This window comes from Streptomyces sp. RLB3-17 (assembly GCF_007113425.2).
Classification (GTDB): domain Bacteria; phylum Actinomycetota; class Actinomycetes; order Streptomycetales; family Streptomycetaceae; genus Streptomyces; species Streptomyces mirabilis_D.
Genome location: NZ_CP041610.2, coordinates 11,284,011 through 11,308,705, shown reverse-complemented (window position 1 = coordinate 11,308,705; position 24,695 = coordinate 11,284,011). Strand labels below are relative to the sequence as shown.

Sequence of the window (24,695 nt, the reverse complement as noted above, 5' to 3'; positions counted from 1 at the left end):
CGTGCGGCCCCGACCGGCGAGGGCGCCGGCCGGGGCCGCAGACGAGTTGTGTGGTCGTGAAGGGCGGTCGCCTACGCGGCGAAGGGCTCTTCAGGGCTTCAACCGAACGATGGTCCCGCAGGCAATGGGTGAGGCCCGGGGACACTGTTCGACGTCTCAACTCGTAGCGTGGACCAAGGAGTCCGAGGCAGTTGTCGGTCAGTCCCCCACCGCAGGAGAGCGAAGAGGCCGCCGGCGCGACCGCGTCAGCTCCGGATCGCTCTGCTCGGGAGCCTTCAAGAGTCCTCCGAGGTCAACTCGTTCGGCGGGCAGAAGCCGTGGGGACTCCTCCGCGGACGGTGTGCTGCTGATGGCGGTCGGGCCCGTGCCGAGTCGGCGTCGCGTGGTACTCATGACGAGAGTCTGGCGCATGCCCGAAGGCCCCCGGAAAGGCAGCCCGCATTGCCCATGCCGATACCCATGCCGATGCCCATGGCGGGAACCAGGCTCGGGTACGACACGGCAGGCACGGCGCTGATCAGGATGCACCGCCAGATGGCCCAGTCCTGACAGACCGGCCACAACCGACACTGCGTCCCTACTCCCGCTTCCTGCACGGGACTCCGGCCTGGGTGCCCCGCTGCCACCGGCCGGCGTCTCCGCTGCCGCGCCTGGGTTTCGTCGTACCCAGCACACGGCCACCCTCATCGGGCCATGGCGAATCTGGTACGAACAAGACCACCTGTCGCTCCAGGGAATCGCGGACCGGGAAGCAGCGAGCCTCGCCACCGTGCGACCGGCTCTGCTCAAGAGCGACGTCCCACTTCGCCCCGCCGGGTCCTGTCCGGGCCGCTGCCGAAGGAAGTAGCCCTCGGGGAGCAAGGGCCTGAGCGATCGTCGCGGCCCAACCATCATGACTGCCGCGGGGGTGCAGCAGCCCGACGAGCGAGAACCGAAGTGATCAGCGAAGCCGGAACCGTCAAGGAACCGTCAGGTTGTGCCGGGCAAAACCGTCAAGCGGCAGAGCTTTGCTGAGGGCTTCGCTGACGCCTCTTACGGAAATGGACTGTGATCATGGCTGTACTGCTGCATCGATGGGGGGTGTTCGCGGTACGCCGTCGCCGTACGGTCTTGGCCCTCTGGCTGCTCGTCGTCGCCGCGATCGCCGCTCTGGGCATCGGTTTCGCGGGGAGCTTCGACTCCAAGTCGGATATTCCGGGGTCCGCCGCGCAGAGCGCCCTGACCAGGATGGACCGGCATTTCGGGTCCTCCGACCACCAAAGCGCGGAGATCGTCTTCGAGGCGCCGAGAGGCACCTCGTTCAAGGACCCGGCCAAGGCCACCGCGCTCAAGCAATCGCTGACCGCTGCGGCCACCGTGCCCGGTGTCACGTCGGTCAGTGACCCGATGCGCAGCCAGACCGTGTCGCCGGACGGGCAGACGGCTGTCGCCGAGGTCCAGTTCTCCACGGCCAAGGACCAGGACGTTCCCCAGGCCGACCTTGATGCCCTCAAGGACACCGCGGCCGGCAGCCGCGCCGCGGGCATCGACGTGCTCTTCGGCGGCGACGCCTACAAGCAGTCCAAGCCTCCGGTGGGGCCGACGGAGGCGATCGGCGTGCTGGTCTCGCTTGCCGTTCTGGCGATCACCTTCGGTTCCCTGTTGTCCGCCGGAATGCCGCTTGTCACCTCCCTCCTCGCGGTCGTGGCGAGCATGGCGGGGCTGATGGGCCTGTCCTCGGTGCTGAGCATCTCCGACAACGCACCGACGCTCGCCATCATGCTGGGCCTCGCGGTGGGCATCGACTACGCCTTGTTCATCGTCTCGCGCCACCGCGCCGAGCTGGCACAGGGCCGCAGCGTGAAGGACGCCGTGGCCCGTGCGACCGCGACCGCCGGGAGCGCGGTGGCGTTCGCCGGACTGACCGTGATCATCGCGCTGGCCGGTCTGACGGTGGCGGGGGTTCCGGTGCTCACCTCGATGGGCCTGAGCGCCGCCGCAGCGGTGACCGTCGCGGTCGCCATGTCACTGGGCCTGCTGCCTGCACTCCTGGCGGTCGCCGGGGAGAAGCTGCGCCCGAAGCCCGGTTCACGAGCCCTACGCCGGATGCGCAGTTCGCAGGATCCCGCCGGCAAGCCCTCGATGGGGGCGCGCTGGGTCGGGGCCGTCGTACGCCGTCCGTGGCGAGCGGTCATCACCGTCGCCCTGGCGCTGACCGCGCTCGCCCTTCCCGCCATGCAGCTCCAACTCGCCCTCAGTGACGACGGCAGCGAACCGACGTCGGCCGCGGTGCGTCAGGTCTACGACAAGATCGGTGCCGCTTTCGGCCCCGGCGCCAACGGCCCCCTCGTGGTGCTGGTCACCGATGCGCCGGCCGGCACTCTCAAGACCACCGGCCGGCAGGTCATCAAGGACCTGGCCACCGTCAAGGGCATCGCGCGCATCAGCCCTGTCGACTACTCCGGCGACGGCGCCGCCGCGCGTGTCCAGGTCATTCCCGAGACCGGGCCGCGCGATCCCGCGACCAGCGACCTGGTCACCCGCCTGCAGGACCGGGTCACCCCGCTTGCGGTACAGAGCGGCAGTCACATCGCCGTCACCGGCCAGACCGCCGTCAGCATCGAGGTCTCCGGCAAGCTCAGTGCCTCCCTGCTGCCGTTCGCCCTCGTCGTTGTCGGACTCTCGCTCCTGCTGTTGATGGCCGCATTCCGTTCCGTCGCCATCCCTGTCAAGGCCACCGTCGGCTTCCTGCTGTCGGTCGGCGCCTCCTTCGGCGCGATCGTCGCCGTCTTCCAGTGGGGCTGGCTCGCCGGAGCGCTCAGTGTGCCCTCCACCGGGCCGATCGCCAGCTTCGTGCCCATCATCGTGATGGCCGTGCTGTTCGGCCTGGCCATGGACTACGAGGTCTTCATGGTCTCCGCCATGCGCGAGGAGTACGTGAGGACGAAGCGGCCCCACGCTTCGATCATCGGCGGTGCCCAGCACGCCTCCCGGGTGGTCACCGCCGCCGCGCTGATCATGGTGGCAGTGTTCGCGAGTTTCCTGTTGGGCCACGATCCGGCGATCATGCCGATCGCGCTGGCCTTGGCGGTCGGTGTCCTCGTAGACGCGTTCGCGGTCCGGATGACGCTGGTTCCAGCCGTCATGTCGCTGTTGGGTCATCGCGCGTGGTGGCTGCCGCGTCGGCTGGACAAGTGGCTGCCCGACCTGGATGTTGAAGGGGCACACATGGACGAGAATGAACGCGCACCCGCCCCCGCGGTGTACCCCGTCAGTCCCCGGCAGGACGTCTCTTCATGAACTCCCCGGACACGGTCCTCGTCGTCGAAGACGACGCCGGCATTCGCGACCTGATGGCCTCGGCTCTCAGCTTCGCGGGCTTCGACGTCCAGCTCGCCGAGGACGTTCCCCAGGCCCTCACGCATCTCGCGCAACGCCCCCCGGACGTCATGGTCCTGGACGTGGGCCTGCCCGGAGGGGACGGCTTCGAGGTGCTGCAGCTGATCCGCTCGCGCGGCATCACGGTGCCAGTGCTGTTCTTGACCTCCAGGGACGCCATCGAGGACCGTGTCCGGGGATTCAAGCTCGGCGGCGACGACTACGTCACCAAGCCCTTCAGCGTCGTCGAAGTCACCGCCCGCCTGCAGGCCCTGATCCGCCGCTCCCGCGGCAGCGCGGGTGCCGCGGCCGATGACGGCATCCTGCGCTACGCCGATCTCGAACTCGACGACAAACGCCACACCGTCCGCCGCGGCGGGGACACGGTCGACCTGTCACCCACCGAGTTCCGGCTCCTGCACTACCTGCTCTCCCATCCCGGCCATGTCATGACCCGCTCCCAGATCCTGGAGGCGGTCTGGCAGTACGACTTCGGCGGCGACTCGGTCGTGGTGGAACGCTTCGTGTCCAACCTGCGGCGCAAACTCGACCACGGCCGCGAACCCCTCATCCACACCGTCCGCGGCATCGGCTACAGCCTGCGCCGGCCTGCCTCATGAAAGGACCCGAGCTGCCGTCGCTCAGACCCCGCCGGCTCGCCACCATCCGTGGGCGGATTCTCATCGGCGTCCTGGTGCTGCTGGCCGCCGGCCTCATCGGCAACTCCGTCGCCGGCGCCGTGACGCTGCGCAACTACCTGGATCACCGGGCAGAGGTCTCCCTGCGCGCATCCGGCGACCGCGTCCACCGGCTACTCGCCGCCGGCCCCCAGACGATCAACGGAACCCAGCTGTCCGCCCTGATCTCGCCCATCCTCGGCATGACCGTCATCGGCCCCGACGGCAGAGTCGCCGCCCAGGCGGGGGACGGCGTACCTGGGGCGATCAACCGCCTGACCGCCGGCCGACTCGACCAGGTCGTCACGGTCAAGGACGACCCCTCGGTGCCCGACCTGATCGCCCTGCGCATCCCCACCAGCGGCCTGACCGTGAAGACATCCGAAGGGGAGGCCACCGCCTCCGCGGTCATCCTCACCGTGCGCACCGACATCGACCGGAGCACCGTCACCGACTTCGTCTCCAGCCAGGCCACCATCGTCGGCGTCACCCTCGTCCTGGCCTTCGCCACCGCGCTGCTGATACTCAAGTTCGGTCTGCGGCCGCTGGGGCGTATGGCCAATGCCGCCGACGCCATCGCCTCCGGCGCCCGCGAGGAGCGCCTGCCCACCTACGGGGACCACAGTGAGACCGACCGTCTGGCCACCGCCGTCAACGCCGCCTTCGACGCCCAGGCCCGCGCGGAGGACAACATCCGCGCCTTCGCCGCCGACGCCTCCCACGAACTGCGCACCCCGCTTGCGACCATCTCCGGCTGGCTCGACCTCTACCACCAGGGCGGCCTCACCACCCCCGGCGATCTCGACCGGGCCCTGGAACGGGTCGACGGCGAGGTCGGCCGCATGCGCCTGCTCGTCGAGGAACTCTCCCTGCTCGCCCGCCTGGACGCCGGACGCCCCCTGGAAGCACAGTGCGTCGACCTGCGGCGCCTGGCCACCGATGTGGTCGAGGACGCCGGCGTTGTCGCCCCTGACCGCACCATCCGCCTGCACGCCGACGCGCCCGTCCACGTATGCGGAGACGCTGCACGGCTCCAGCAGGTCCTCAACAACCTCGTCGGCAACGCCATCCAGCACACTCCGGCCGGCACCCCGATCGATGTCTCGCTCGAGTCGTCCGGCGGCGAGGCCGTCGTCCGGGTGGCCGACCAGGGGCCCGGGATCGCGCAGCAAGACCTCTCCCGTGTGTTCGACCGGTTCTGGCGGGCCGAGGCCAGCCGAAGCCGGGCCCGCGGGGGCTCCGGACTCGGCCTGGCCATCGTCCAGGCGGTCGTCCACGCGCACCACGGCACCGTGCGCATCACCTCGCACCCCGGCTCAGGGACCGCCGTCACCGTCACGCTCCCCGCTCTGCCGCCACCACGGTGACCACGTGGAGCGCGTGGAGCGCGTGGTGGCCAGGGACGCGTCGCGGCAACCTCCCGGAAAGGAATGAGCCATGAACCCATTGACTGTTTGCTATAGCAGGAGTCAGTCTGGGCGGCATGACCAAGGACACGCTCGGCCCCATGGAGACGACCTCGCTGGCCGACCAGGCCTACCGGCGGCTGCGTGACGCGATCCGCGGGGGCACCCTGCGGCCTGGCGAGAAGATCACCGAGCGGGACCTCGCGGCTCGTCTGGGCGTGAGCCCCACCCCGATCCGGGAGGCGCTGCGCCAACTGGTCCACGAAAAGGTCGTCGAGCGGGTCGGCCCGCGCTCCCTGCGGATCGCCGACCACTCCGCCGCTGCCCGTGGCGAGATCATCGAGGCCGAGGTCCGTCTGTCCGCCCTGATGGCCAGGCTCGCGGCCCGCAACGCAACGGCCGCCCAGCTGACCGAGCTCGTCGGCCTGCTGGACCACGCCGACCACCTGGTCGCCGGGATCGAGCAGACACTGGCCGACCAGGGGATCGACGCTCCGGTGGCCGACCAGGTCACCGCCGTGTTCCGGCTGCTGCGCGAATTCCACCACCAGGTCGAGGCGTGCGTGGCCAATCCGGTGCTGGAGGGCCTGCTGGCCCAGGCCCGCGCCTTCAGCGATGAGGAACGCCTCGACCTGACCATGAAGTTGGCCCCAGGCCGGGCCGAAAGCTTCCGCAGCCGCTACCGCGAGCACCGCGAGCTGCTGGACGCCCTTCTGGAACGCGACGAGGACCGCGCCGAACAGCTTGCGGCCGCCCACCACCGCGCCGCGCTCGTCCAGCCGTCCAGCACCTGACCCCCTCCCTTCGGCTGTCTGTCCGCCGGCCCCTCGGGGGGTCGTCGGCGCACAGACGCCACTATCTTGCTATAGCATATTGCATAGGAGCCGCCATGTTGCACACCGAACCACCCCAGCCCCCCGCCTCGGCGGCTGCACCGGCCGCGCTCGAGGCCGCCCCCGCGGCCGAACGGTCAGAGCGCATGAGCGGAAGCGCCGTCCTGTGGGTCGCCCTCGCGATCTTCGCCCAGGAGTCGGTGTGGAACTTCTACGACGCCCAAGTCCCCGCCCAGCTACGCCACTTCGTGTCCTCCGCCACCGTCATCGGCCTGATCATGGGCCTGGACACCGGGCTCGGCGTCATCATCCAGCCCTGGATGGGCCTGATCTCCGACCGGCTGGCCCTGCGTCGCACCGGACGCTGGCCCATCGTGGTAGCCGGGGCGTGCGTGGCGGCCGTGCCCTTCGCGCTGATCCCGTGGGCCACCAGCCTGCCGATGCTCATGCTCTGCATCTTCGCCTTCGGCCTGACCGCCAACTCCTTCAAGGGCGTCACCGAGACCCTGGTCTCCGACTACGTCGCACCCCAACAGCGCGGCAAGGCCCAGGGGTTCATCAAGGCCGGCGTCAGTCTCACCATCATCGTCTCGGCCCTCATCAGCCTGCTGGTGGTGGACCACAGCCTCAAGGCCGCCTTCGCCATCCCGCCGATCCTGATGATCGTCATGGTGGCCCTCTCCTACCGCTTCCTGGGCCGCCGCCACCCCACAGCGCTGCGCCGCGAGAACACCGACACCGACCAGGCTGACCCGTTCTCCTCGCCGTGGGCGGTCCTCAAGGACCTCGCACGGGAACCGAGCCGGGCCAGGCTGCTGCTCATGGCCGGCATCTTCTGCTTCGCCGGCATGTGGGCGGCGCTGCGCTCGCTGACCACCCCGTACGGCACCGAGGTCCTCGGCATGACCCGGGGTGCGGCCGGGGGCATCGCCCTGCCTGGCGCGATCGCCTTCCTCATCTGCGTCGTCCCGCTGGCCTACCTCTCGCACCGGCTCGGCGAACTCCGCATGATCCGCTACGGCATCGCCCTGTTCGTCGCGGGCCTGCTCGTCGGCTTCGCCGAACCCACCCCGGCCTTCACCGCCGCCTCCGTGGCCATCGCCTCGATCGGCTACGCCGTCTTTTCCGTCAACGGCCTGGTCGCCCTGTGGAGCCTGGCGCCCAACAGCCGTGTCCTGGGCGCCTACACCGGCCTGTACACGGTGGCCTCAGCTTCTGGAATGGCGCTCGGCCCCGCCCTGCTCGGCGTCACCGTCGACCTCACCGGTTGGCGCTACATGTTCCTCAACGCCGCCGTGTTCGGCGCGGTCACCTTCGCCGTCTTCACGCTCGTGGCCCGCCGCGCCGAGCGGCCACTCGCACCTGCTTCCTGACGCTCACCCGTACAACAGAAAGTCGCCCTTATGGACATACGTATCCTCGCCCCGACCGGAGCCCTCGGTGCCGGATTCGACACAGCCGCCCTCGACCGCGGTGTGGCCGCCGGCCCGCACGTGATCGCCTGCGACGCCGGATCCACCGACTCCGGCCCCGCGGCACTCGGCTCCGGGACCCCCAAGCTCTCCGCCCAGGCCGTCACCCGCGACCTGCGCCTGCTCCTCAAGGCCCGCGACACCCTCCAAGTGCCGCTGATCATCGGTTCGTGCGGCACCAGCGGACGCGACGACGGCGTCGACTGGGTCGCCGGCCTGGCCCGAACTGTCGCCGCCGAGAACAACCTGCACTTCAAACTCGGCCTCATCTACAGCGACCAACCGGCAGAGCGCCTCCAGCACCTGTACGACGAGGGCCGCATCCGGCCGCTCGCCAACGCCCCGGTCATCGAACGGAAGCTGTTCGAACGCAGCCACACCGTCGCCATGATGGGCGTCGAGCCCATCCAGGAACTCCTGCGCGACGGCTACGACGTCATCCTGGCCGGACGGGCCAGCGACACCGCGCTGTTCGCCGCCCTGCCCCACCTGAACGGCGCCGACCCCGGACTCACCTGGCACATGGCCAAGACCATCGAATGCGGCGCCGCCTGCGCGATCCCGCCCGATGCCAACGGACTCCTGGTGACCCTGCGCGACGACCACTTCGACGTCACCACGCTCGCCGACGGCAGCCGGCTCACCCCTCGTTCCGTCGCCGCCCACACGCTGTACGAGAACGCCGACCCGTTCCACATCGCCGAGCCCTCCGGCACCCTCGACACCACCCACGCCACCTACGAGGCCGTCGACGAACGGACCGTGCGCGTCCGCGGCTCCCGCTACATCGAGGCCGACGGCTACACCAACAAGCTCGAAGGCGCCGAACTCGTCGGCTACCAGACCGTCATCGTCGGCGGCGTCCGCGACAAGGTCGTCATCGAGCGCCTCCCCGAGCTCCTGCCCATGGCCAAGAAGTACTTCGCCGCCAAGATCCTCGACGTGTTCGACGGCCGGGTCGACCCGGACACCATCGACATCAACTACCGCCTCTACGGCACCGGGACGGTCCTGGCCGGCACCGAACCCACCCCCCTGCAGCCCCAGGAACTCGGCGTGCTGATCACCGTCACCGCGCCCGATCAGAGCACCGCCCACGCGATCTCCACGTTCGTCGCCCACGCCTCCTCGCACCTGCCCATCCCCGAGTACGACGGTCTCGTCTCCACCCTCGCCTACCCCTATTCGCCGCCGGAGATGGACCGGGGCCCGCTCTACCGCTTCACCCTCAACCACGTCGCCACCGGCGTCACCCCCACCGAACTGTTCCGCACCACCACCGAAGAGGTCTGACCATGGCCACACTGCTCGACTACTGCTCCCTCGTCCGCTCCAAGAACGCAGGACCCTTCACCCTCACCTTCGACTTCATGTGCCACGACCAACACACCTACATGGCACTCACCAACACCGGAATCCTCAACCGGGCCCTGTTCGCCGGACTGTTCAACACCAGCGAGAACGAGATCCTGGTGGTCAACCACCCCCGCGCCCTCGCGGTCAAAGTCTCCCTGCCACGCCCCTCCGTACAGGGCGCCCAACACGACAGCGACTGCTACGCCGGCCAGCAGTACGCCCCACTGATGGAACTCCTGCTGCCTGATCTCCCCTGAGCCCGTGCATCGTGCGAACAGGCGCATACCGAGCGAGATCGCCGAAGCCTTGACTCTGGCCCAGCCGACGTGTGTCGTGCCGACCCAAACCCTCACCGTGGGACCTGGTGTTCGGAGCCATCGGCCGGTTGCGGTGCGCTCTGAGCGGGGACGTGTCACATTCCGGAAGGCCGTGTCGTCGTACTGCTGAGACGAACACACCGTCCAGCGAGCAGGAGACGCTCGGCGGCACCGGCTGTGCCGCCGACGTGGAGCCTTCCGTCCCAGGGCGGACCGTGTCGTTCGTGCACCGAGTTCAAGGCGATGAGGAGGAAATCGATGAGTGACTTTCAGGCCATCGCGGATCGCGTCGAGATCGAGGCGCTGCGCGGTGAGTTCACCGACGCGGTGATGATGCGCGACTACGACCGTATCGCTTTGCTGTTCACACCGGACGGCGTATGGCGTATGCCCAACATCCCCGTTGAACTCGAAGGGCAGGAGCCGATCCGCGCATGGGGCAGGCGGGTGCCGGATGTCGTGGACTTTCTTGTGCAGAACACGCACCCGGGCGTGATCCGGCTAGACGGCGACAGTGCGTCGGGCCGCACGTATATGTCAGAGGTCGGGCGTGGTCGCGACGGCCGCGGAGGGCTGAACTACGCCATCTACCATGACCGTTACCAGCGCACCGGCGACGGCTGGAAGTTCGCCGAGCGCGTCTACGAGGTCCGATACGAAGACTCCTCGCCGCTGGCCGGCTCACCACCCCGCCGCTGAGGACCAAGTCCGCAAAGCAGGTCGAGGCGTACGTCTACCTCGGCGACCCTTGCTCGAACAGTGGTCGCCGTCCGGGCCGGCCGCTCGGCCTCATCGGCAACTCCGTCACTTCGAGCCGTAGTACAGCTGAAGGAAGTCCTCCATGGCCGCGTTGACTCCGGCACGGTCGCCGGTGGCGAGCAGGTCGAGCAGCAGACCGCGGACGGTGGCGAGTCCCAGCCGGGCCCGGTTCCGAGCCACGGCAGGGTCCGCCCCTGCGGCGACCTCGGCGGCCACGAGCGGCTCCAGCCAGTCGTTCACGAGCCCTTCGAGGAGCGGGGCCGCCTCGGGGCGGCCCCGCAGCGCGTGCCCGTAGATCTCGAAGAAGAGCCGCTCCTGACCAGCCAGTCGAGGGTCTGTCAGCTGCTGCCAGAGGAGCCGCGCAGCATCCGCGGGTGAAAGACCGGGTTCCAGGCGGAGCCGGGACAGCAGGTCACGCTGACGCTGCTCCGACGTCCGGACGATCTCGACGAGCAGGTGTTCCTTGCTGCCGAAATAGTGGATCAGCATGCGGTGACTGACGCCGATCGCGGCGCCGAGGCCACGCAGGCTCAGATCTGTGATGCCGTGTGCCGCGACGTAGTCGACGGCCGCGTTCACCAATTGAGCGCGCCGGTCCCCGTCCATGCCGGGCGCTGCCTCGCCCTCAGGATGTGGGCCGTCCGTATTCACCACGTCACGAGTGTACCAATTGGTACATGCCCTGTGTACCGTGTGGTACATGAAGTCTGTCACCGTGTCGATCGACGTGCCGCAGACGCCCGAGCAGGTCTACGACTTCCTCGATGTCATGGCTCACCACGAGCGATTCACCAACCACTACCTGACCGGATGGCGCTACAGCGGCCCCGGCCGGGGCATCGGATCGTGCGCCACGGTCACAGCCGCGCTGGGCGGCGTGAAGACCGACGTCACCATCGAGGTCGTCGAAGCCGACCCGCCGCGGCGCATCGTCGAACGGAACGTCAGCGCGGCCGGCCGACGCCTGGCCCAGGGCACCTACACCATCGAACCGCTGCGGACCGGCGGGAGTCACGTGTCGTTCACGTACGCCTGGGCCCGCGTCCCGCTCGCCGACCGCCTGCTGGGACCCGTCGTCCGGGCGACGATACGACGCGCGAACCGCACGGTCATGCGACGCCTGGCCACCGAGTTGGCTCGGAACGTGTCCCATGCCGGATCCTGACGTCGGCACATGTCGGTTCTTCTGCCCGTCGCAGGACCCGGTGCCCTTGGCGGACCGACGTCCGAGGCGGCACAGCGAGGAGCATCGGTGACAGCCTTTTTGCTCTCCTGACGGGTGGACAGCGGATGGCGGGCCCGCCGCCCTGCCGCCGAAGTCGGCGAGGCGGCAGGGAGTGCCGAACACCGGAACTTCTCCGCCGGTCGCGGCCGCGAGCTCGGCACCCAGGATGGGGCTCACTCCCGGCAGGCTGGCGATCACTTGAAAGGCGTGACGGTCCCGGAAGGGAGTGGCTGTCGCCCTCCAAGGGTGGCCGAAAGACGCCCGCCGGGCGGGTCTCGTGATGACGTACTCGGCGGCCTGGCACAGCAGCAGACAATTCCGGCTCCCGAGCAGCTCCTTGGTCTCCGTCGGGAACGGCGACGTCGGGAACACCCGGTCCAGGTTCACCGTCAGGCGGCCCCGGCGTCTGTGGCCCTGAGCAGTCGGACGTGCAGTTGTCCGCTGTCGGCCTGCCGCGCACGACGCACGCCACGCATGGACAGCCCGGCAGCGCGTCCACCTTTCCGGCCGTCTCCGTCAGGGTCGCGCACCCGCACGCCAGAAGCTGCTGCGCGATGTCGTCAATGACGAGTGCACTCAGGGCCAGTGCTGTACCCGCGGGATCTTGAAGTCCGGTGAGTAGACCCGCGACGGCGACATGAGCCGGTATGGGTTCACGACGCTCATCCACAACTCGCCGAGCGGTAGCCCAGCACGGCCCTACGGTCTCTGTTCTGGGTAGCCGTGCGGTATGTAGATCTCGGCATGGTCGGCGGCCTCCAGGTATGCCTTCAGGTAAGCCTCCGGAGAGTTCATCGGGCGACCGCCCCGACCAAGTCGGCGGTCGCGTCCCACAGCCGACCGGCCATGGCCGGGTCGAGGCCTGCCTTGCCCTGACGGCGGACCGCCGGGGAGCCCCGGAAGCCGCCGAGGCCGTCCGGCCCGACGTAGGAGTTGCCGGGGACGTCCTGGGTGGCGGCGTAGAGCAGTGACAGCGCTCCGCGCTCCGGGGCGTTGGTGAGGAACGTGAGCCGGTTGATGACGTTCGACCGGGAGTGGGCCGCCAGTGTGGTGCGGGCGATGCCCGGACTGGCGAGCACCGAGCGCACCGGGCTTTCGGCGGCGGTCAGTCGGCGCTGCAGCTCCAGCGAGAACAGGACGACGGCGAGCTTCGACGCCTGGTAGGCCTGCATCCCGTTGTGCTTGCGCGTCCGCCAGTCGAGGTCGTCCAGGTCGATCTTGCCTTGCTTGTGCAGCTCGCTGGTGACGTGGACCACTCGGTCGGTGATGTGGTCGAGCAGCAGGGTGGTCAGCAGAAAGGGGCCGGTGTAGTTCGTGGTGGTCTGTAGATCGAGGCCGTCGGCGGTGCGCGCGGCGGGGATGTCCATCACACCGGCGTTGTTGATCAGGATGTCGATGCCGCCGGACCAGGCGTCGGCGAAGGTTCGCACCGAGGTCAGGTCCGACACGTCGAGCGGTCGGATGTCGAAGGTGCCGGGCAGGTCGGCGACGGCGTGACGGGCCTTGCCGGGGTCGCGTACCCCCAGGACGACGTGGGCACCGGCACGGGCGAGTTCGCGCGCCGTGATCAGGCCGAGGCCACGGCCGGCACCGGTGATCACCACCGTACGGCCGGTGAGGTCCGGGAGGTCGTTCGCTGTCCAACTGGTCATGCTGGTCATGGGACTTGGCTCCGTGGCTCGTGGTTCGTGGCTCGTGGTTCGCGGTTCGCGGTTCGCGGTTCGCGGTTCGCGGTTCGCGGTTCGTCGTTGTGGGTTCGCGGCGACCGGTGATCGCATCGCCAGTGAACTCGCCGCACCACGGGCGCTGGAAGGACACGCGCAACCACTGACTGGCAGGTCGTGGCAAGGCCGCGCCGGATGGCCAACGATGGGGACCATGGACCATAAGTTCGACCGCTCGTCCCTGGGTGCCTTCTTGCGCACCCGTCGTACGGCGCTGCAACCGGAGGACGTCGGGATGCGCCGCGGGCAACGCCGACGCGCTCCTGGCCTGCGCCGCGAGGAGGTGGCGGAGCTGTGCACCATGTCCGCCGACTACTTCGCCCGACTGGAACGCGGCGACGGGCCGCAGCCGTCGGAGCAGATGGTCGCGGCCATCGCCCGCGGCCTGCGGCTGACCCCGGACGAACGCGATCACCTGTTCCTGCTCGCCGGCTACCGCGCTGCCCGCCGTGACCTGCGGCTTCAGCATGTGAGCCCCGGGCTGATGCGGGTCATGGACGGCTTGGCCGGCACCACCGCGCAGGTCATGGGCCCGCTGGGCGAGACGTTGCTGCAGACGCCGTCCGCGGTGGCGCTCCTCGGCGAGCAGACCCAGTACACCGGCGACGCCCGCAGCGCGACGTACCGTTGGTTCACCGATCCGGCCGCCCGTGAGCGCTACCACCCCGAGCAGCATGACGACAACAGCCGGACCAACGCCGCGCTGCTGCGCGCGGCCGTCACCCGGGACGGGCCCGGCTCCCCCGCGGCGGATCTGGCAGAGGCCCTGCTGCGCACGAGCGTGGAGTTCGCCCGGTTGTGGGAGCGCCACGAGGTGGGCCCGCGCTGGAGCGAGACCAAACGGTTCGTCCATCCCCAGGTCGGACAGCTGGACCTCTACTGCCAACTCCTGCTGGAGCCGGACCAGGGACAGTCGCTGCTCATATTCACCGCCACCCCGGGCACGGAAAGCCACGAGAAACTCGCCCTGCTCACCGTGCTGGGCACCGACCAATTCGCCGCCGACACCCGGTGACGCCTCCCCCGGCGTCGACGAACGTCCAAGCCGCCGCCGGGCTGCTCTCACACCAGCAGACCGTCACCCTCTCCCCTGGCCTTCGAGCGTGAACTCCGTCTGCGTCACAGGCCTCGACGTGCCACAACCAACCGTGCTCGAGGTCGTAACGAGCTCGTGCACGGTAAGCGGTGAGACGTCGATCCCTTGATCGTTGATCATGGGTGTGTGGTGGGAAACGCGGCTCGTGCAGCGATCATCAGCGACCGAAGGATCACAGGTCTGTCGGCCGGGGTGATCGCCGAACTCGTAGCGGAAGTAGGCCCGTTGTGGCGTGAACGGCACCAGGCCCGGCTTGCCTCCCGGCAACGCAAGCGAGCCGTGGGCGCTGGCGCGAAGCACCAGCTGGTGTTCGTCGACCGGCTGCTCGCAACGCTTGTGCATCTCCGCCACGGGGCCACGCATGACGTGCTGGCCTGCTGGTTCGGTGTGGATCGCTCCACCATCACCCGGGCCATCGGCGAGGTGCGGCCCCTGCTCGCCGAGCGGGGATGCTCCGTCACCCCAGGCGTTCGCCTCCAGACTCTGGCCCAGGTCGTGGACCATCTCGGCACCACGGGGAAGACGGGCATCATCGACGGCACCGAGATCCGCGTCCGGCGGCCGGCCGCCGGACGCAAGGATCGGGACAAGTTCATCTCCGGCAAGAACAAGCAGAACGCCGTCAAGAGCATGGTGGTCACGGACGGGGAGGGCCACGTGCTGTACTGCAGTCCGAGCGAGCCAGGCAGCTGCGCGGACATCACGCACGCCCGCCAGTTAGGGCTGGTCCGGCTCCTGGCCGATGGGCCTGCAGTGGAGATCCTCGCGGATGCGGGCTACCAGGGCTTGGGGGCACAGACCGGCGGACGCGTGGTGACGCCACCGCATCGCAAGTTCAAGAAAAACGCTCCGGACTGGTACGAAGAGATCCACGAGCGCCGACGCAAGGCGCACTCCTCGCGACGTATCCGGGTTGAGCACGGCATCGCCCATCTGAAGAACTGGCGGGCGCTGGCCCGCCACCTCGGCCGGCGCGAGCACATGAGCGACATCGTCCAAGCCGTCGCCGGCCTGCTCTCCCATCAGCGGACCGCTGACCTGATCCCGACACCGCAGACGTGAACAGCGAGCCCCCCCGAGGCCCTCGACGTCTCACCACTTACCGTGCACGAGCTCGTAAGGGCTGTCCCGCAATTGTAGGTCGCAGGGAAGATGATCTCGCTGTGGCCTGGGTGATCGCGGCGTCGGAGCGCGTACATAAAACTCCTGTGCGCCGGCTCGCACACCTCTGCGATCATCCCCCAATGGCGCACAGTCTCGAATCGCTGGTCATCCGGCACACCCACCGCCTCTCCTCCCCCAAGGGCTCCGCCGGGGAAGGAGCCACCGCCGCACGGCAGTTCGACGCGGCGCTGGCATCCGTGGGCTTCAAACTCTCGGCGGAACTGCTGGAGCGGCTGTCGGGGCTGTCCGAGGCCGCGGTCGTGCACACCGCCAAGCGGACGCTGCGCACCGTGAGCGAGATGGTGGGCGACCACGCCCGGCACAACGCGTACTTCATCGACTTTCCCGCGAACGTGCCGGACACCGAAGAGTTCTGGATGCGGTGTGTGACGAAGGCGCTCGGCGACGACAAGTCGCGCGAGAACGTTTTGACGCAGCTGGCACACGGGGTGCTGGACCTGCTCAGCCTCCCCACGTACGGCCGCTACCAGCACACCTACGAGGAAATGCTCGCGGCCCAGGACGAGCTGATCGCCTCGGCGGGCGACCGGGTGACCGTCCTGCACCTCGGGCGGGACCTGGACGACGAACTCACGGACCTGTACCTGGCCTTGGCGGGCAGCACGACGCCTCTGGGCGAGGACCACCTGCGCGACCTCAAGGCCCTCGCCGAGCGGTGCGCGCTCGGCCCCCAGCCGGAGTCGATCCCTGTCCGGGAGAACCGGGCGGTCGTCAACGAGGCCCGTCTCGCTGTCGGCGCGGACCTCCTTCTGGACACCGTCATTGATGTGCTGCGGCTGGCCTGCGCACTGTCCGGCGGCGACGTGACGTTGCAGGAGCCGACCCGGTTTCGGGCACTCTCGCGGCCGACCCGCCGTGCGCTGCTGGCGGGCCTCGACGCCGTGGTCGCGGCGAACCCCGCCAAGCTGGCCGATGTGCACGCGCACCGCGAGCCTTTCAAGCGGCTCGGTGAGCGTCTCCACCCGCACGAGTACCCGCGCTGGCCGCACGCCGCCGATGTGTTCGCGGTTGCGCGGGGCGAGAAGGAGGCGCGGTCCTTCGACAGCCGTGTCGAGAAGCTGCTCGACGAGTTCGACGTCCTCGGTGCGGTGCAGCTGCTGAAGTCCGCTCCCGGCAAGCTGTTCCGCTCCTTGGACCTCCTGCTGCGTATCGCCGCCGACCAGGAGGAGCGGGACGCGGTGGTGGCCGCCGCGGTACGGGTCGCTCCCGAGGTCTCCGGCCGGGTCGTGCTCTCGGTCCGCGAGCACTTCCACAACCGGGAGCGGGAGACCGACGAACCCCGCATCTTCGTCAACCGCCGGGGCCGCGCCTGGGTCGCCCGCGACGTGCGGCCGCCCGTCCCCGCCGCCGACCGTGATCGTCTGATCGCCGCCCTCGACGCCGAGCTGCGCCGCAGGCTCCCGGCGCCGGGCCGGCTGCTGCTCGACCCCGACGTCCTCGACGTGGCGCTCCCGCTCAGCGGCAGGGCGACCGCGGCCGGACTCGGCGTACTGCCGCGGGGCTCGGTCTCGGCGGTCGACGGCGAACAGCTGCGTTTCTTCGTGTACTGGAAGGAGACCGAGAACCGGACCGACTTCGACCTCTCGGCGCTGCTCCTCCACGCCGACTACAGCACCGACTCCTGGCTCTCCTACACCTCCCTCAAGGCTGTAGGGGGCGAGCACTCGGGCGATGTCACCGAGGCGCCGGACGGGGCCTCGGAATTCATCAACCTGTCCCTGGACCGGGTACGCAGCACATTCATCGTTCCGCAGGTCAACATCTTCGCCGGCGAGAGCTTCGAGGAGGTCGAGGAGTCGTTCTTCGGTTTCATGCTGCGCGACGCTGAGCAGAAGGGCCGACCGTTCGAGCCGCGCACGGTGCGGATGAAGTCGGAGCTTCGCGGGGTGGGTCGAGTGGCGCTGCCCCTGGTGTTCCGGCGCGAGGACGACGGTCGGTGGCGCGCGAAGTGGCTGCACCTGTATCTGAAGGGCATCTCGTCGGCCAACCGGGTCGAGGAGAACCAGGTGTCAGTGTCCAAGGTGGTACGCGCCATCGTAGAGCGCGAGCATCTGACGGTGCGGTACCTGATCGACCTGATGTCCGGCGACACGACGGCCGTGGACCTGTGGGACGGCGAGCCGGTCCCGGACGAGCCCGTGACGTACATCGGTCTCGAACGTCCCGAGGGCCTGCACCCGGACTCCCGAGTCATCACCCTCGAAAATCTCCGCGACTTGATCCCGGGGTGAGTGCTAGCGTTGCCCACGGCGAGGCCATGAAGGGGCTTCCTTCTCAATTCCTTTAACGAAAAACAAGCTCTTTCGCTTTCCTCGCCGTCGGCTTCGACTGGGAGGCGCCCGCGCGGCGCCTCCCAGTTTTCGTGGGTGCGCCGACGGTCATCACCCCGGGAAACGCACACGACTTGGTCCCCGGGCCGACTGATAGCATTCCCCGAGGCGAGGCCATGAAAGGGCTTCCTTCTCCTCCGCCGTGAAAGCGGCTTAAATGTATGAGTCCCTTCGCTTTCCTCGCCCTTGACGTCGCTTCGGGCGGTGCCCGCGCTCACCGCGTGAACACCGCCCGAGCCGTTTTCAGGGCCTGTTCCGCGTGGCCACGGCCGAAGTGCACGGTGTGCACAAGCGGCGGGAAGAGCGAGAGTGTCGACCACCTCCGCGTCGCCCCGATGGCCGCCGGCACAGCGAAGTCCGCGATGTCGCTCTCATGGATCGCCGAGGCGTGGGCCTCCGGGAACGTGGCCTTGACCACCCCCCTACCACGGATCGCATGTCTCGGCTTGTGTGGACACTTCTGCGTCCGGGGACGTACTCGACGCACACGTCGTAGTGGGCGCGACAGTTCCTCGCATCAACGCGTCTCGCAGGTCACACCGCGGAGTCCAGGCGTTCGCGCTGATCGGCGGTCAACTCCAGTGACACCCCCGCGACCGCCTCGTCCAGCTGCTCGACCGTGCTGACGCCGACGATCGGCGTGGCAGCCGGGTTCCCTCCGGTCAGCCACGCCAACACCACCCGGTTGCGGTTCGTGCCGGTCTCTGCGGCGACCTCGTCGAGCACCGCGAGGCGGCGGGCGGTGCCGGGATGGTCGTACTCCGCGGGCAGAGGCTTGTCCGCGCGGGTGTAGCGGCCGCTCAGCAGCGGCGTGTACGCCCACAGAGCCATGTCCGGGTGGTGCTCCAGGTAGTGGAGCACTTCGTCGGTGACCGCACCGAACCGGTGCACCACGGTGGGCCGGGTCGCGGGGCGCGGTTGCAGGTAGGTGTGATGCTGCTGCACCGCGGTGAAACCGGCACCGCCGTGGGCCCGCGCGATCTGCCGTGCCCGCTCGATCTGCCAGACGGGGTAGTTGGAGCAGCCGAAGCGGCCGACCGTCCCCGCGGACACGAGCTCGTCGAAGGCGGCGACCGTCTCTTCCAGCGGTGTGGCCGGATCGGGCTTGTGGGCCCAGTACAACTCGACGTGGTCCGTACCCAGTCGTCGGAGACTGCCCTCGATCCCGCTCTTGACGGCCCCGGCGGAGAGGCCCTCGGCCGTCTCCGGGAATCGTCCGGCCACGGTCGGCTCGCAGCCCACCTTGGTGCTGATCCGGACGCGGTCACGGACGCCCGGGCGGCTTGCAAGCCAGCGCCCGAGCAACGTCTCGCTCTGCCCGCCGAAGCCGGTCGGATCGTCCCAGAACGCATAGCAGTTGGCGGTGTCGATCCAGACGCCACCGGCGTCCACGAAACGGTCCAGGAGCTCGAACGATCGACGCTCGGCCTGAGCCGTACCGAACAGCATGGCCCCAAGAGCCAGGTTCTCCATCATGTCCCCCACGCTAGGCGGATTCGGGTCGGCGATACGCTCCAATCTTGTGGCTGTTTCCCAGACCAATCTCGCGTGGGCGACGCTGTTGGCTGTCGGTCCTCCGGATGGCGGTCGGCGCCGCCTGCACGATCGCCTGGCTCACGCGCTGCGCACCGCGATCCGGGACGGCCGGCTGGCGGAGGGCGCCGCCGTGCCACCGAGCCGGGCGCTCGCCGAGGAACTCGGCTGCTCCCGTTGGGTCGTGACGGAGGCGTACGGACAACTCATCGCGGAGGGTTACCTCTCCGCCCGGGTGGGTTCCGCCACGCGTGTCTCGTGGTCACCGGACACCGCACCGCCGCGGCCTCGCGTGCAGCGCGCACCAGCACGGCCACCGATCCGGTACGACCTCGCGCCCGGCCTGCCCGACCTGCGGGCGTTTCCCCGCCGCCGCTGGGCGGATGCCGTCCGGGCGGTCGCGGGCTCGGCCGTCCACTATGACCTCGGCCTGCCCGACCCCGCCGGGCACGCGGTGCTGCGTACCACCGTCGCGCAGTACCTACGGCGCTCGCGAGGCGCAGACGCGCACGCCGTGTCCGTGTGCGCGGGCGTCACCGACGGCCTGGTACGCACGTGCCGGGCGCTGCGCGCCGAGGGGATTGCCGACCTGGCCGTGGAACAACCGGGTTGGGGGCGCCTGCGGGACGCCGCGACGAGCGCCGGCCTACGCGTGCACCCGGTGCCCGTGGACCACGACGGCCTCTCCGTCGACGACCTCGCGCGTACGCCGGCCCGCGCCGTCGTCGTCGGCGCGGCACATCAGTTTCCCACCGGCACGGTGCTGTCCGCGGCACGCCGAGCACGTCTGGTGCGCTGGGCCCGCGAGGTGGACGGTTTCGTCATCGAAGACGACTACGACGCGGAGTTCCGCTACGACCACCACCCGGTCGCCGTCATGCAGGGGATGGATCCGAGCCGGGTCTTCCTCCTCGGCTCGGTGAGCAAGACGCTGTCGCCGGCCCTCGGCCTGGGTTGGCTGGTCGCGCCTGCCACGATGACCCCCGTGCTCCGGGAAGCGAACCTCGTCGCCGCCGCGCCACCGGTGCTCGACCAACTCGCGCTCGCCACCTTCATCGACCGCGGGTGGTACGACGCCCACCTGCGCGCGGCGCGGCGGCGGTTCCGCTCCCGCCGCGACCTGCTGGTCCGGACGCTCGGCGCAAAGGTGCCGGAGGGCCGGGTCGCCGGCACCGCCGCCGGGCTGCACATCCTGCTCCATCTACCGGACGGCACCGACACCCGCGGGGCGGTCCAGGCGGCGGCCACCGCCGGGCTACGCCTGGCGGACCTCGACGACTATCGCGCGCCTGGGTCGGCGGAACCCGCGCTCGTCCTCGGATACGGCAACATCAGCGACACGGAGATCCCCACGGCCGTCGCGCTCCTGCGCGAAGCGTTGCGTTCACCGACGACCTCGCCACCAACGCGTACAGCGCAGCTGAGTCGTGAGGATCGATGACGCGGGGTTGATGGACGGCATCGGGCTGTCCCAGGTCCTGTGAGAAGGGGCGGGGAAGGCGACCGGGGGTATCGCCGGGACGGTGCCGCCGTTGTCGCCGGCCGAACGCGCGGCGGGTCTCAGCCTGCCGGCGGCGGTCTTCCACGGCCCGCAGTCGAGGAGCATGCGGGAGAACGCCGTCGACATCACGTTGATGTGCGACGACGTGTACTCCCTGGAGGAGGTCGCGCACGGCGGTGTGCCGCTGCTGGACGCGTTCGGCCGGCCCGCATATGGGGGCGACGGGTGCAGGGTGCCTGAGGCCGCCCCCGAGGGAACCCGCCCATGGCCTCTTTCATCTGCCGTTCTGTGTGGGTGTCGTGTTCCGGAGTTCATGGGCTTCGGCGAGGAGGAGGTAGCTGCTGGCGGTCCAGGTGTATGCCCGGTCACGCAGGCCGGTACCGGTCAGGGCGTCGAAGTTCTCCGCGAACCCGTGGGTTTCGCACAGTCCGCGGAAACGGGCGCTGATCTCATCCGCGAGGCGGTGGTGGCCGGCGCGGCGAAGGCCGTCCTCGATGAGGACGGTGGCGGGCGCCCAGATCGGGCCGCGCCAGTAGCCGTCGGGGCGGTAGTGCGGTGAGGTGGGCAGTTCAGAGGCCAGGCCGTACGGGGTGAGGTGTGCCTCGATCCGGACGGCCAGGGCCTTGCCCAGGTTCTCGGGCAGGTGCTCGCCCAGCACGATCGGCATCAGGTCGAGCAGGCTGGAACTGCTCCAGGTGTCGCCGCTGTCGGCGCCCCGAGCGAGGAACTTCTCCCCTGTCCACAGTTCGTCGAGCATCGCGGTCTGGGTCGCCTCCGCGGCTCGCAACCAGTCACGGGCCGCTGCAGGGAGGCCGAGTTCCGTTGCCAGGGCGCCGAGTTCGCGCAGTTGGAGGGCGAGGAACGCGGCCAGGTCGGCGGTGACGACCACGCGCTCGGGGTCGAAGGTGGTGGCGTTGTCCCAGCCGCTGTCGTTGCCGTGCTGGTAGTGGGGCAGGTTCGCGCCAGGTGCGCGGCGCGCGGTGAGCCAGAAGTCCGTCCAGCGCCGCAACATGTCGTAGGCGGCGGCGAGTTGCGCGCGACTCAGGGGTTCGGAGAGCCGTCGGCGCAGATGGGCCAGGGTCCAGCCGTGGATGGGCGGTTTGACGAAGTTGCGGAGGACTTCCGAGTGGGTCACGGAGTCGGGCAGGGCGCCGCTTTCGTCCTGGTGGTCGAAGGGCAGAGCGAACTGGTTCCAGGCCAGCGCGGGCGCTCCGGAAGCCAGGGCGAGAGCGTTGAAGCAGTGGTCCCAGCTCCAGACCTTGTCCATCCAGTGCTTGGACATCAGCACGGCGGGCCGGCGGACGAGGCCCGCCGGGTCGACGGTGGCCGACCACAGTACGTAGGCGGCGAGTTCGGCGGCCGGGGTGCCGGGCGATCGCCAAGGGGCGACCGCGTCGGTGAAGGCGCCGATGGCCCGCTCCGCCATGGCCACGACCTCGTCGAACGTCGTCGATGAGCTATACGGCCGGCGTGCGCTGTCGAGTTCCTGGATGGCTGCCTCCCAGATGGCGTCGGCCTCCGCGGTGACCGTGAGGCCACGCTCGGCGCCGCCCAGGGACTGGCTGCCGGAGATCTCGCGAACGATGCCGGACAGTACGGTGATCCGGTAGCGGCGGCCGGTCTCGTACGAGGTGAAGACGTGAGCTCCGTCCACCGGGTCGCGATAGAAGTACGTGCCGGTGAAGGGCGTCAGCGTCTGCGCCGCTGCGGTGACGCGCAGGCCCGCCATCTTGCCGCGCAGGCGGATCGTGTCCGGCGACTCGTAGGCGAGGTCGATGTGCCCACTCTCGTGGGTCCAGCTGAGTTGACTCGGTGTCGCCGTGACGCGGGTCTCGACCCGCTCGCCCGTCGTGGCATCGACGGGGACGAAACACAGGACGGCGTGCATGCCGTTCTGGTGGGACACGAGGTGGAGATCCTCGGCACGCGTCTTCTCGCCCAGCACGGGCGAGATGCCGAACCAGGAGCCGTGCGTGCTGAACGGTATGTCGTGGATGGAGAAGGCCGGGCCGGATCGGGCGGCGGTCATCAAGCGGTACTCGTTTCTTCAGCAGGGTCACCGGCGCTGAGCGGACGGGGTCAGTCCTTCACCGCTCTGGCACTCACGCCGGCGGCGACGTACCGCTGGGCGAGGACGAGGATGACCGTCGCGGGCAGCGAGGCCACGACGGCGGTGGCCATGATCGCGTTCCACTGCTGGTTGTTGTTGCCGATGTAGTGGTAGATGCCGAGCGTGATCGGTTCGTGTGTGCCGCCGCCCGCGAGGGTGCTGGCGAAGACGAAGTCGGACCAGGACCACAGGAACGCGAACAGGGACACCGTGACGACGGCGTTGCGGCTCATGGGCAGGACGATCGACCAGAAGGTGCGCAGGGGTCCGGCTCCGTCCGTCTTCGCGGCCTGGAGCAGCTCGTCGGGGATGCCGGACATGAACGCGGTGAAGATCAGTACGGCGAACGGGACGGCCAGGGTGGAGTCCGCGACGATCAGCCCGGGCACCGACTGGGGCAGTCCGAGGCTGAGGTAGATGGCGTAGAAGCCCATCGCCATGATGATGCCGGGGATCATCTGGGCGACCAGGAAGAGGAAGCTGAGTACGCCGCCGCCGCGCGGGCGGAGTTTGGCCAGTGCATAGCCGGCGGGTGCGGCGAGCGCCACCGTCAGGACGACCGTGCCCAGGCCGATGACGAGGCTGGTGCCGAGGTAGGGCAACTGGTCGTCCAGGACGGCCCGGTAACCCTCCAGCGTGCCGTGCACGGGGAACAGGTCGGGCGGGCTCTTGCGCATGTCCTGGTCGGGGGTGAAGGACGCGTTGAGCATCCAGTAGACCGGGAACAGCATGATCGCGGTGAGGGCGAGGCCGGTGGCGGTCTTCCACCAGCTGGTCCGGCGGGCTCGGCGCTGGCGGAGTGCTGTCGCGATGGTCGTCATGGGGCGTACTGCTTTCGCTGGACCCTGAGATACACCAGGCCGAAGACCAGGGCGGCGACGACGAGCAGGTTGCCGACGGCCGCTCCGGGGCCGAAGGCGGGCAGCAGGTTGCCGAAGCCGAGCCGGTAGGACCAGGTGGCGAAGGTGGTGGACGAGTCGGCCGGGCCGCCCTTGGTCATGATCCAGATGATGTCGAAGACCTTGAGCGTGTAGACCAGACCCAGCAGCAGGGTGATGGCGGAGACCGGGCGCAGCAGCGGGAAGGTGATGTGCCAGAAACGCCGCCAGGCGTTCGCGCCGTCGAGGGCGGCCGCCTCGTACAGGCTGCCGGGGATCGCTTGCAGGCCGCTGTACAGCACGACCAGGTTGAACGGGATACCGATCCAGACGTTGGCGATGATCACCGAGGCCAGTGACCACGACGGCGACGTCAGCCAGTTGACCGGACCGATGCCCACGGCGTGCAGGGCGGCGTTGACCACACCCGAGTCACTGTTCAGCATCCACGACCAGGTGGAGGCCGACACGATCAGCGGCAGCAGCCACGGTACGAGGAACAGGGCGCGCAGGGTGGCGGAGAGCCGGAAGTGCTGGTTGAAGAAGACCGCGAGGGCCAGGCCGATGGCGTACTGGAAGAACAGACAGACGGCCGTGAACACCAGAGTGTGGGTGAGCGCCGGAGCGAAGGTGGGGTCGTCGAAGACGGTGCGGTAGTTGGCGAGGCCGGTGAAGGGGGCGTTGCCCTGGACGAAGGAGCGGACGGTGTAGTGCCGCAGGCTCAGGTCGAGGTTGCGGTACAGCGGATAGGCGTAGAAGAGGCCGAGGTAGAGGGTGACCGGGGCGAGGAAGGCCCAGGCGGCCCACTGCTGGGAGGTGAGACGGCGGCGGGGTGCCGTGCGGGCCGGGGACGGAGCGGCGGTGTCCGCCCCGTTCCGGTCGAGCAGGGGCCCACGGTCCGCCAGATGTGTCGTGTGGTTCATCAACGACCCTTGT

At 69.3% G+C, this 24,695-nt stretch carries 19 protein-coding genes; 13 read left to right on the top strand and 6 right to left on the bottom strand.

The window, feature by feature from the left end:
- Positions 1-1,053: 1,053 nt before the first annotated feature.
- The 8 genes from FNV62_RS50955 (at position 1,054) to FNV62_RS50920 (ending at position 10,117) form a co-directional block, all read left to right on the top strand.
- Complete coding sequence (locus tag FNV62_RS50955) at positions 1,054-3,279, top strand: MMPL family transporter (protein ID WP_144316268.1); 2,226 nt, start codon at positions 1,054-1,056, stop codon at positions 3,277-3,279.
- A complete protein-coding gene (locus FNV62_RS50950) occupies positions 3,276-3,977 on the top strand; it encodes a response regulator transcription factor (RefSeq protein WP_143604708.1) in 702 nt (233 codons plus the stop codon). The genes FNV62_RS50955 and FNV62_RS50950 overlap by 4 nt, the downstream gene beginning before the upstream one ends.
- Positions 3,974-5,401, top strand: a complete 1,428-nt coding sequence (locus FNV62_RS50945) for a sensor histidine kinase (RefSeq protein WP_143630198.1) — start codon at positions 3,974-3,976, stop codon at positions 5,399-5,401. Before FNV62_RS50950 ends, FNV62_RS50945 begins: the two co-directional genes overlap by 4 nt.
- 116 nt (positions 5,402-5,517) lie before the next feature.
- Positions 5,518-6,234 (top strand): GntR family transcriptional regulator, encoded by a 717-nt coding sequence (locus FNV62_RS50940; protein WP_143630196.1) that lies wholly within the window; start codon positions 5,518-5,520, stop codon positions 6,232-6,234.
- A gap of 185 nt (positions 6,235-6,419) precedes the next feature.
- The gene (locus FNV62_RS50935; RefSeq protein WP_225900704.1) at positions 6,420-7,646 is read left to right on the top strand and encodes an MFS transporter; all 1,227 of its coding nucleotides are present in this window, start codon (positions 6,420-6,422) and stop codon (positions 7,644-7,646) included.
- Positions 7,647-7,676: 30 nt separating this feature from the next.
- Positions 7,677-9,038 carry an acyclic terpene utilization AtuA family protein gene (locus FNV62_RS50930; protein WP_143630193.1) on the top strand — a complete coding sequence of 454 codons (1,362 nt, stop codon included), beginning with the start codon at positions 7,677-7,679 and terminating at the stop codon, positions 9,036-9,038.
- Positions 9,039-9,040: 2 nt separating this feature from the next.
- A complete protein-coding gene (locus tag FNV62_RS50925) occupies positions 9,041-9,358 on the top strand; it encodes a DUF4387 domain-containing protein (protein WP_143630191.1) in 318 nt (105 codons plus the stop codon).
- A gap of 318 nt (positions 9,359-9,676) precedes the next feature.
- Positions 9,677-10,117, top strand: a complete 441-nt coding sequence (locus FNV62_RS50920) for a nuclear transport factor 2 family protein (RefSeq protein WP_097282112.1) — start codon at positions 9,677-9,679, stop codon at positions 10,115-10,117.
- Positions 10,118-10,222: 105 nt separating this feature from the next.
- On the opposite strand, the gene FNV62_RS50915 is transcribed toward FNV62_RS50920, so the two are convergent.
- Complete coding sequence (locus FNV62_RS50915) at positions 10,223-10,831, bottom strand: TetR/AcrR family transcriptional regulator (protein WP_225900703.1); 609 nt, start codon at positions 10,829-10,831, stop codon at positions 10,223-10,225.
- A 46-nt stretch (positions 10,832-10,877) separates the two neighbouring features.
- Between FNV62_RS50915 and FNV62_RS50910 the strand changes: the two genes are divergently transcribed.
- Positions 10,878-11,342: an SRPBCC family protein gene (locus tag FNV62_RS50910; RefSeq protein ID WP_143630187.1), complete on the top strand. Its 465-nt coding sequence runs from the start codon at positions 10,878-10,880 to the stop codon at positions 11,340-11,342.
- 851 nt (positions 11,343-12,193) lie between these two features.
- Here the strand turns inward: FNV62_RS50910 and FNV62_RS50905 are convergent.
- The gene (locus FNV62_RS50905; protein ID WP_205522491.1) at positions 12,194-13,063 is read right to left on the bottom strand and encodes an SDR family NAD(P)-dependent oxidoreductase; all 870 of its coding nucleotides are present in this window, start codon (positions 13,061-13,063) and stop codon (positions 12,194-12,196) included.
- Positions 13,064-13,271: 208 nt separating this feature from the next.
- Between FNV62_RS50905 and FNV62_RS50900 the strand changes: the two genes are divergently transcribed.
- The 3 genes from FNV62_RS50900 to FNV62_RS50890 all read left to right on the top strand — a co-directional run bounded on the left by FNV62_RS50900 (position 13,272) and on the right by FNV62_RS50890 (position 17,638).
- The gene (locus FNV62_RS50900; protein ID WP_205522490.1) at positions 13,272-14,141 is read left to right on the top strand and encodes a helix-turn-helix transcriptional regulator; all 870 of its coding nucleotides are present in this window, start codon (positions 13,272-13,274) and stop codon (positions 14,139-14,141) included.
- Between the two features lie 273 nt (positions 14,142-14,414).
- Positions 14,415-15,284 carry a transposase gene (locus FNV62_RS50895; RefSeq protein ID WP_225900196.1) on the top strand — a complete coding sequence of 290 codons (870 nt, stop codon included), beginning with the start codon at positions 14,415-14,417 and terminating at the stop codon, positions 15,282-15,284.
- A gap of 182 nt (positions 15,285-15,466) precedes the next feature.
- Positions 15,467-17,638: a hypothetical protein gene (locus tag FNV62_RS50890; RefSeq protein ID WP_143604700.1), complete on the top strand. Its 2,172-nt coding sequence runs from the start codon at positions 15,467-15,469 to the stop codon at positions 17,636-17,638.
- Between the two features lie 633 nt (positions 17,639-18,271).
- Here FNV62_RS50890 and FNV62_RS50885 read toward each other — a convergent pair.
- Positions 18,272-19,213: an aldo/keto reductase gene (locus tag FNV62_RS50885; RefSeq protein WP_143630183.1), complete on the bottom strand. Its 942-nt coding sequence runs from the start codon at positions 19,211-19,213 to the stop codon at positions 18,272-18,274.
- Positions 19,214-19,259: 46 nt separating this feature from the next.
- Between FNV62_RS50885 and FNV62_RS50880 the strand changes: the two genes are divergently transcribed.
- Complete coding sequence (locus FNV62_RS50880) at positions 19,260-20,711, top strand: PLP-dependent aminotransferase family protein (RefSeq protein WP_225900702.1); 1,452 nt, start codon at positions 19,260-19,262, stop codon at positions 20,709-20,711.
- Between the two features lie 334 nt (positions 20,712-21,045).
- On the opposite strand, the gene FNV62_RS50875 is transcribed toward FNV62_RS50880, so the two are convergent.
- Genes FNV62_RS50875 through FNV62_RS50865 form a run of 3 tightly spaced genes read right to left on the bottom strand, consistent with a single transcriptional unit; the run spans position 21,046 to position 24,682 of the window.
- Entirely contained in the window at positions 21,046-22,800 is a 1,755-nt protein-coding gene (locus tag FNV62_RS50875; RefSeq protein ID WP_143630178.1) for an amylo-alpha-1,6-glucosidase, read from the bottom strand.
- Positions 22,801-22,850: 50 nt separating this feature from the next.
- On the bottom strand, positions 22,851-23,702 hold the full coding sequence (locus FNV62_RS50870) for a carbohydrate ABC transporter permease (protein WP_144316267.1): 852 nt from the start codon (positions 23,700-23,702) through the stop codon (positions 22,851-22,853).
- Positions 23,699-24,682, bottom strand: a complete 984-nt coding sequence (locus FNV62_RS50865; protein ID WP_097282121.1) for a carbohydrate ABC transporter permease — start codon at positions 24,680-24,682, stop codon at positions 23,699-23,701. Before FNV62_RS50865 ends, FNV62_RS50870 begins: the two co-directional genes overlap by 4 nt.
- Positions 24,683-24,695: the final 13 nt, after the last annotated feature.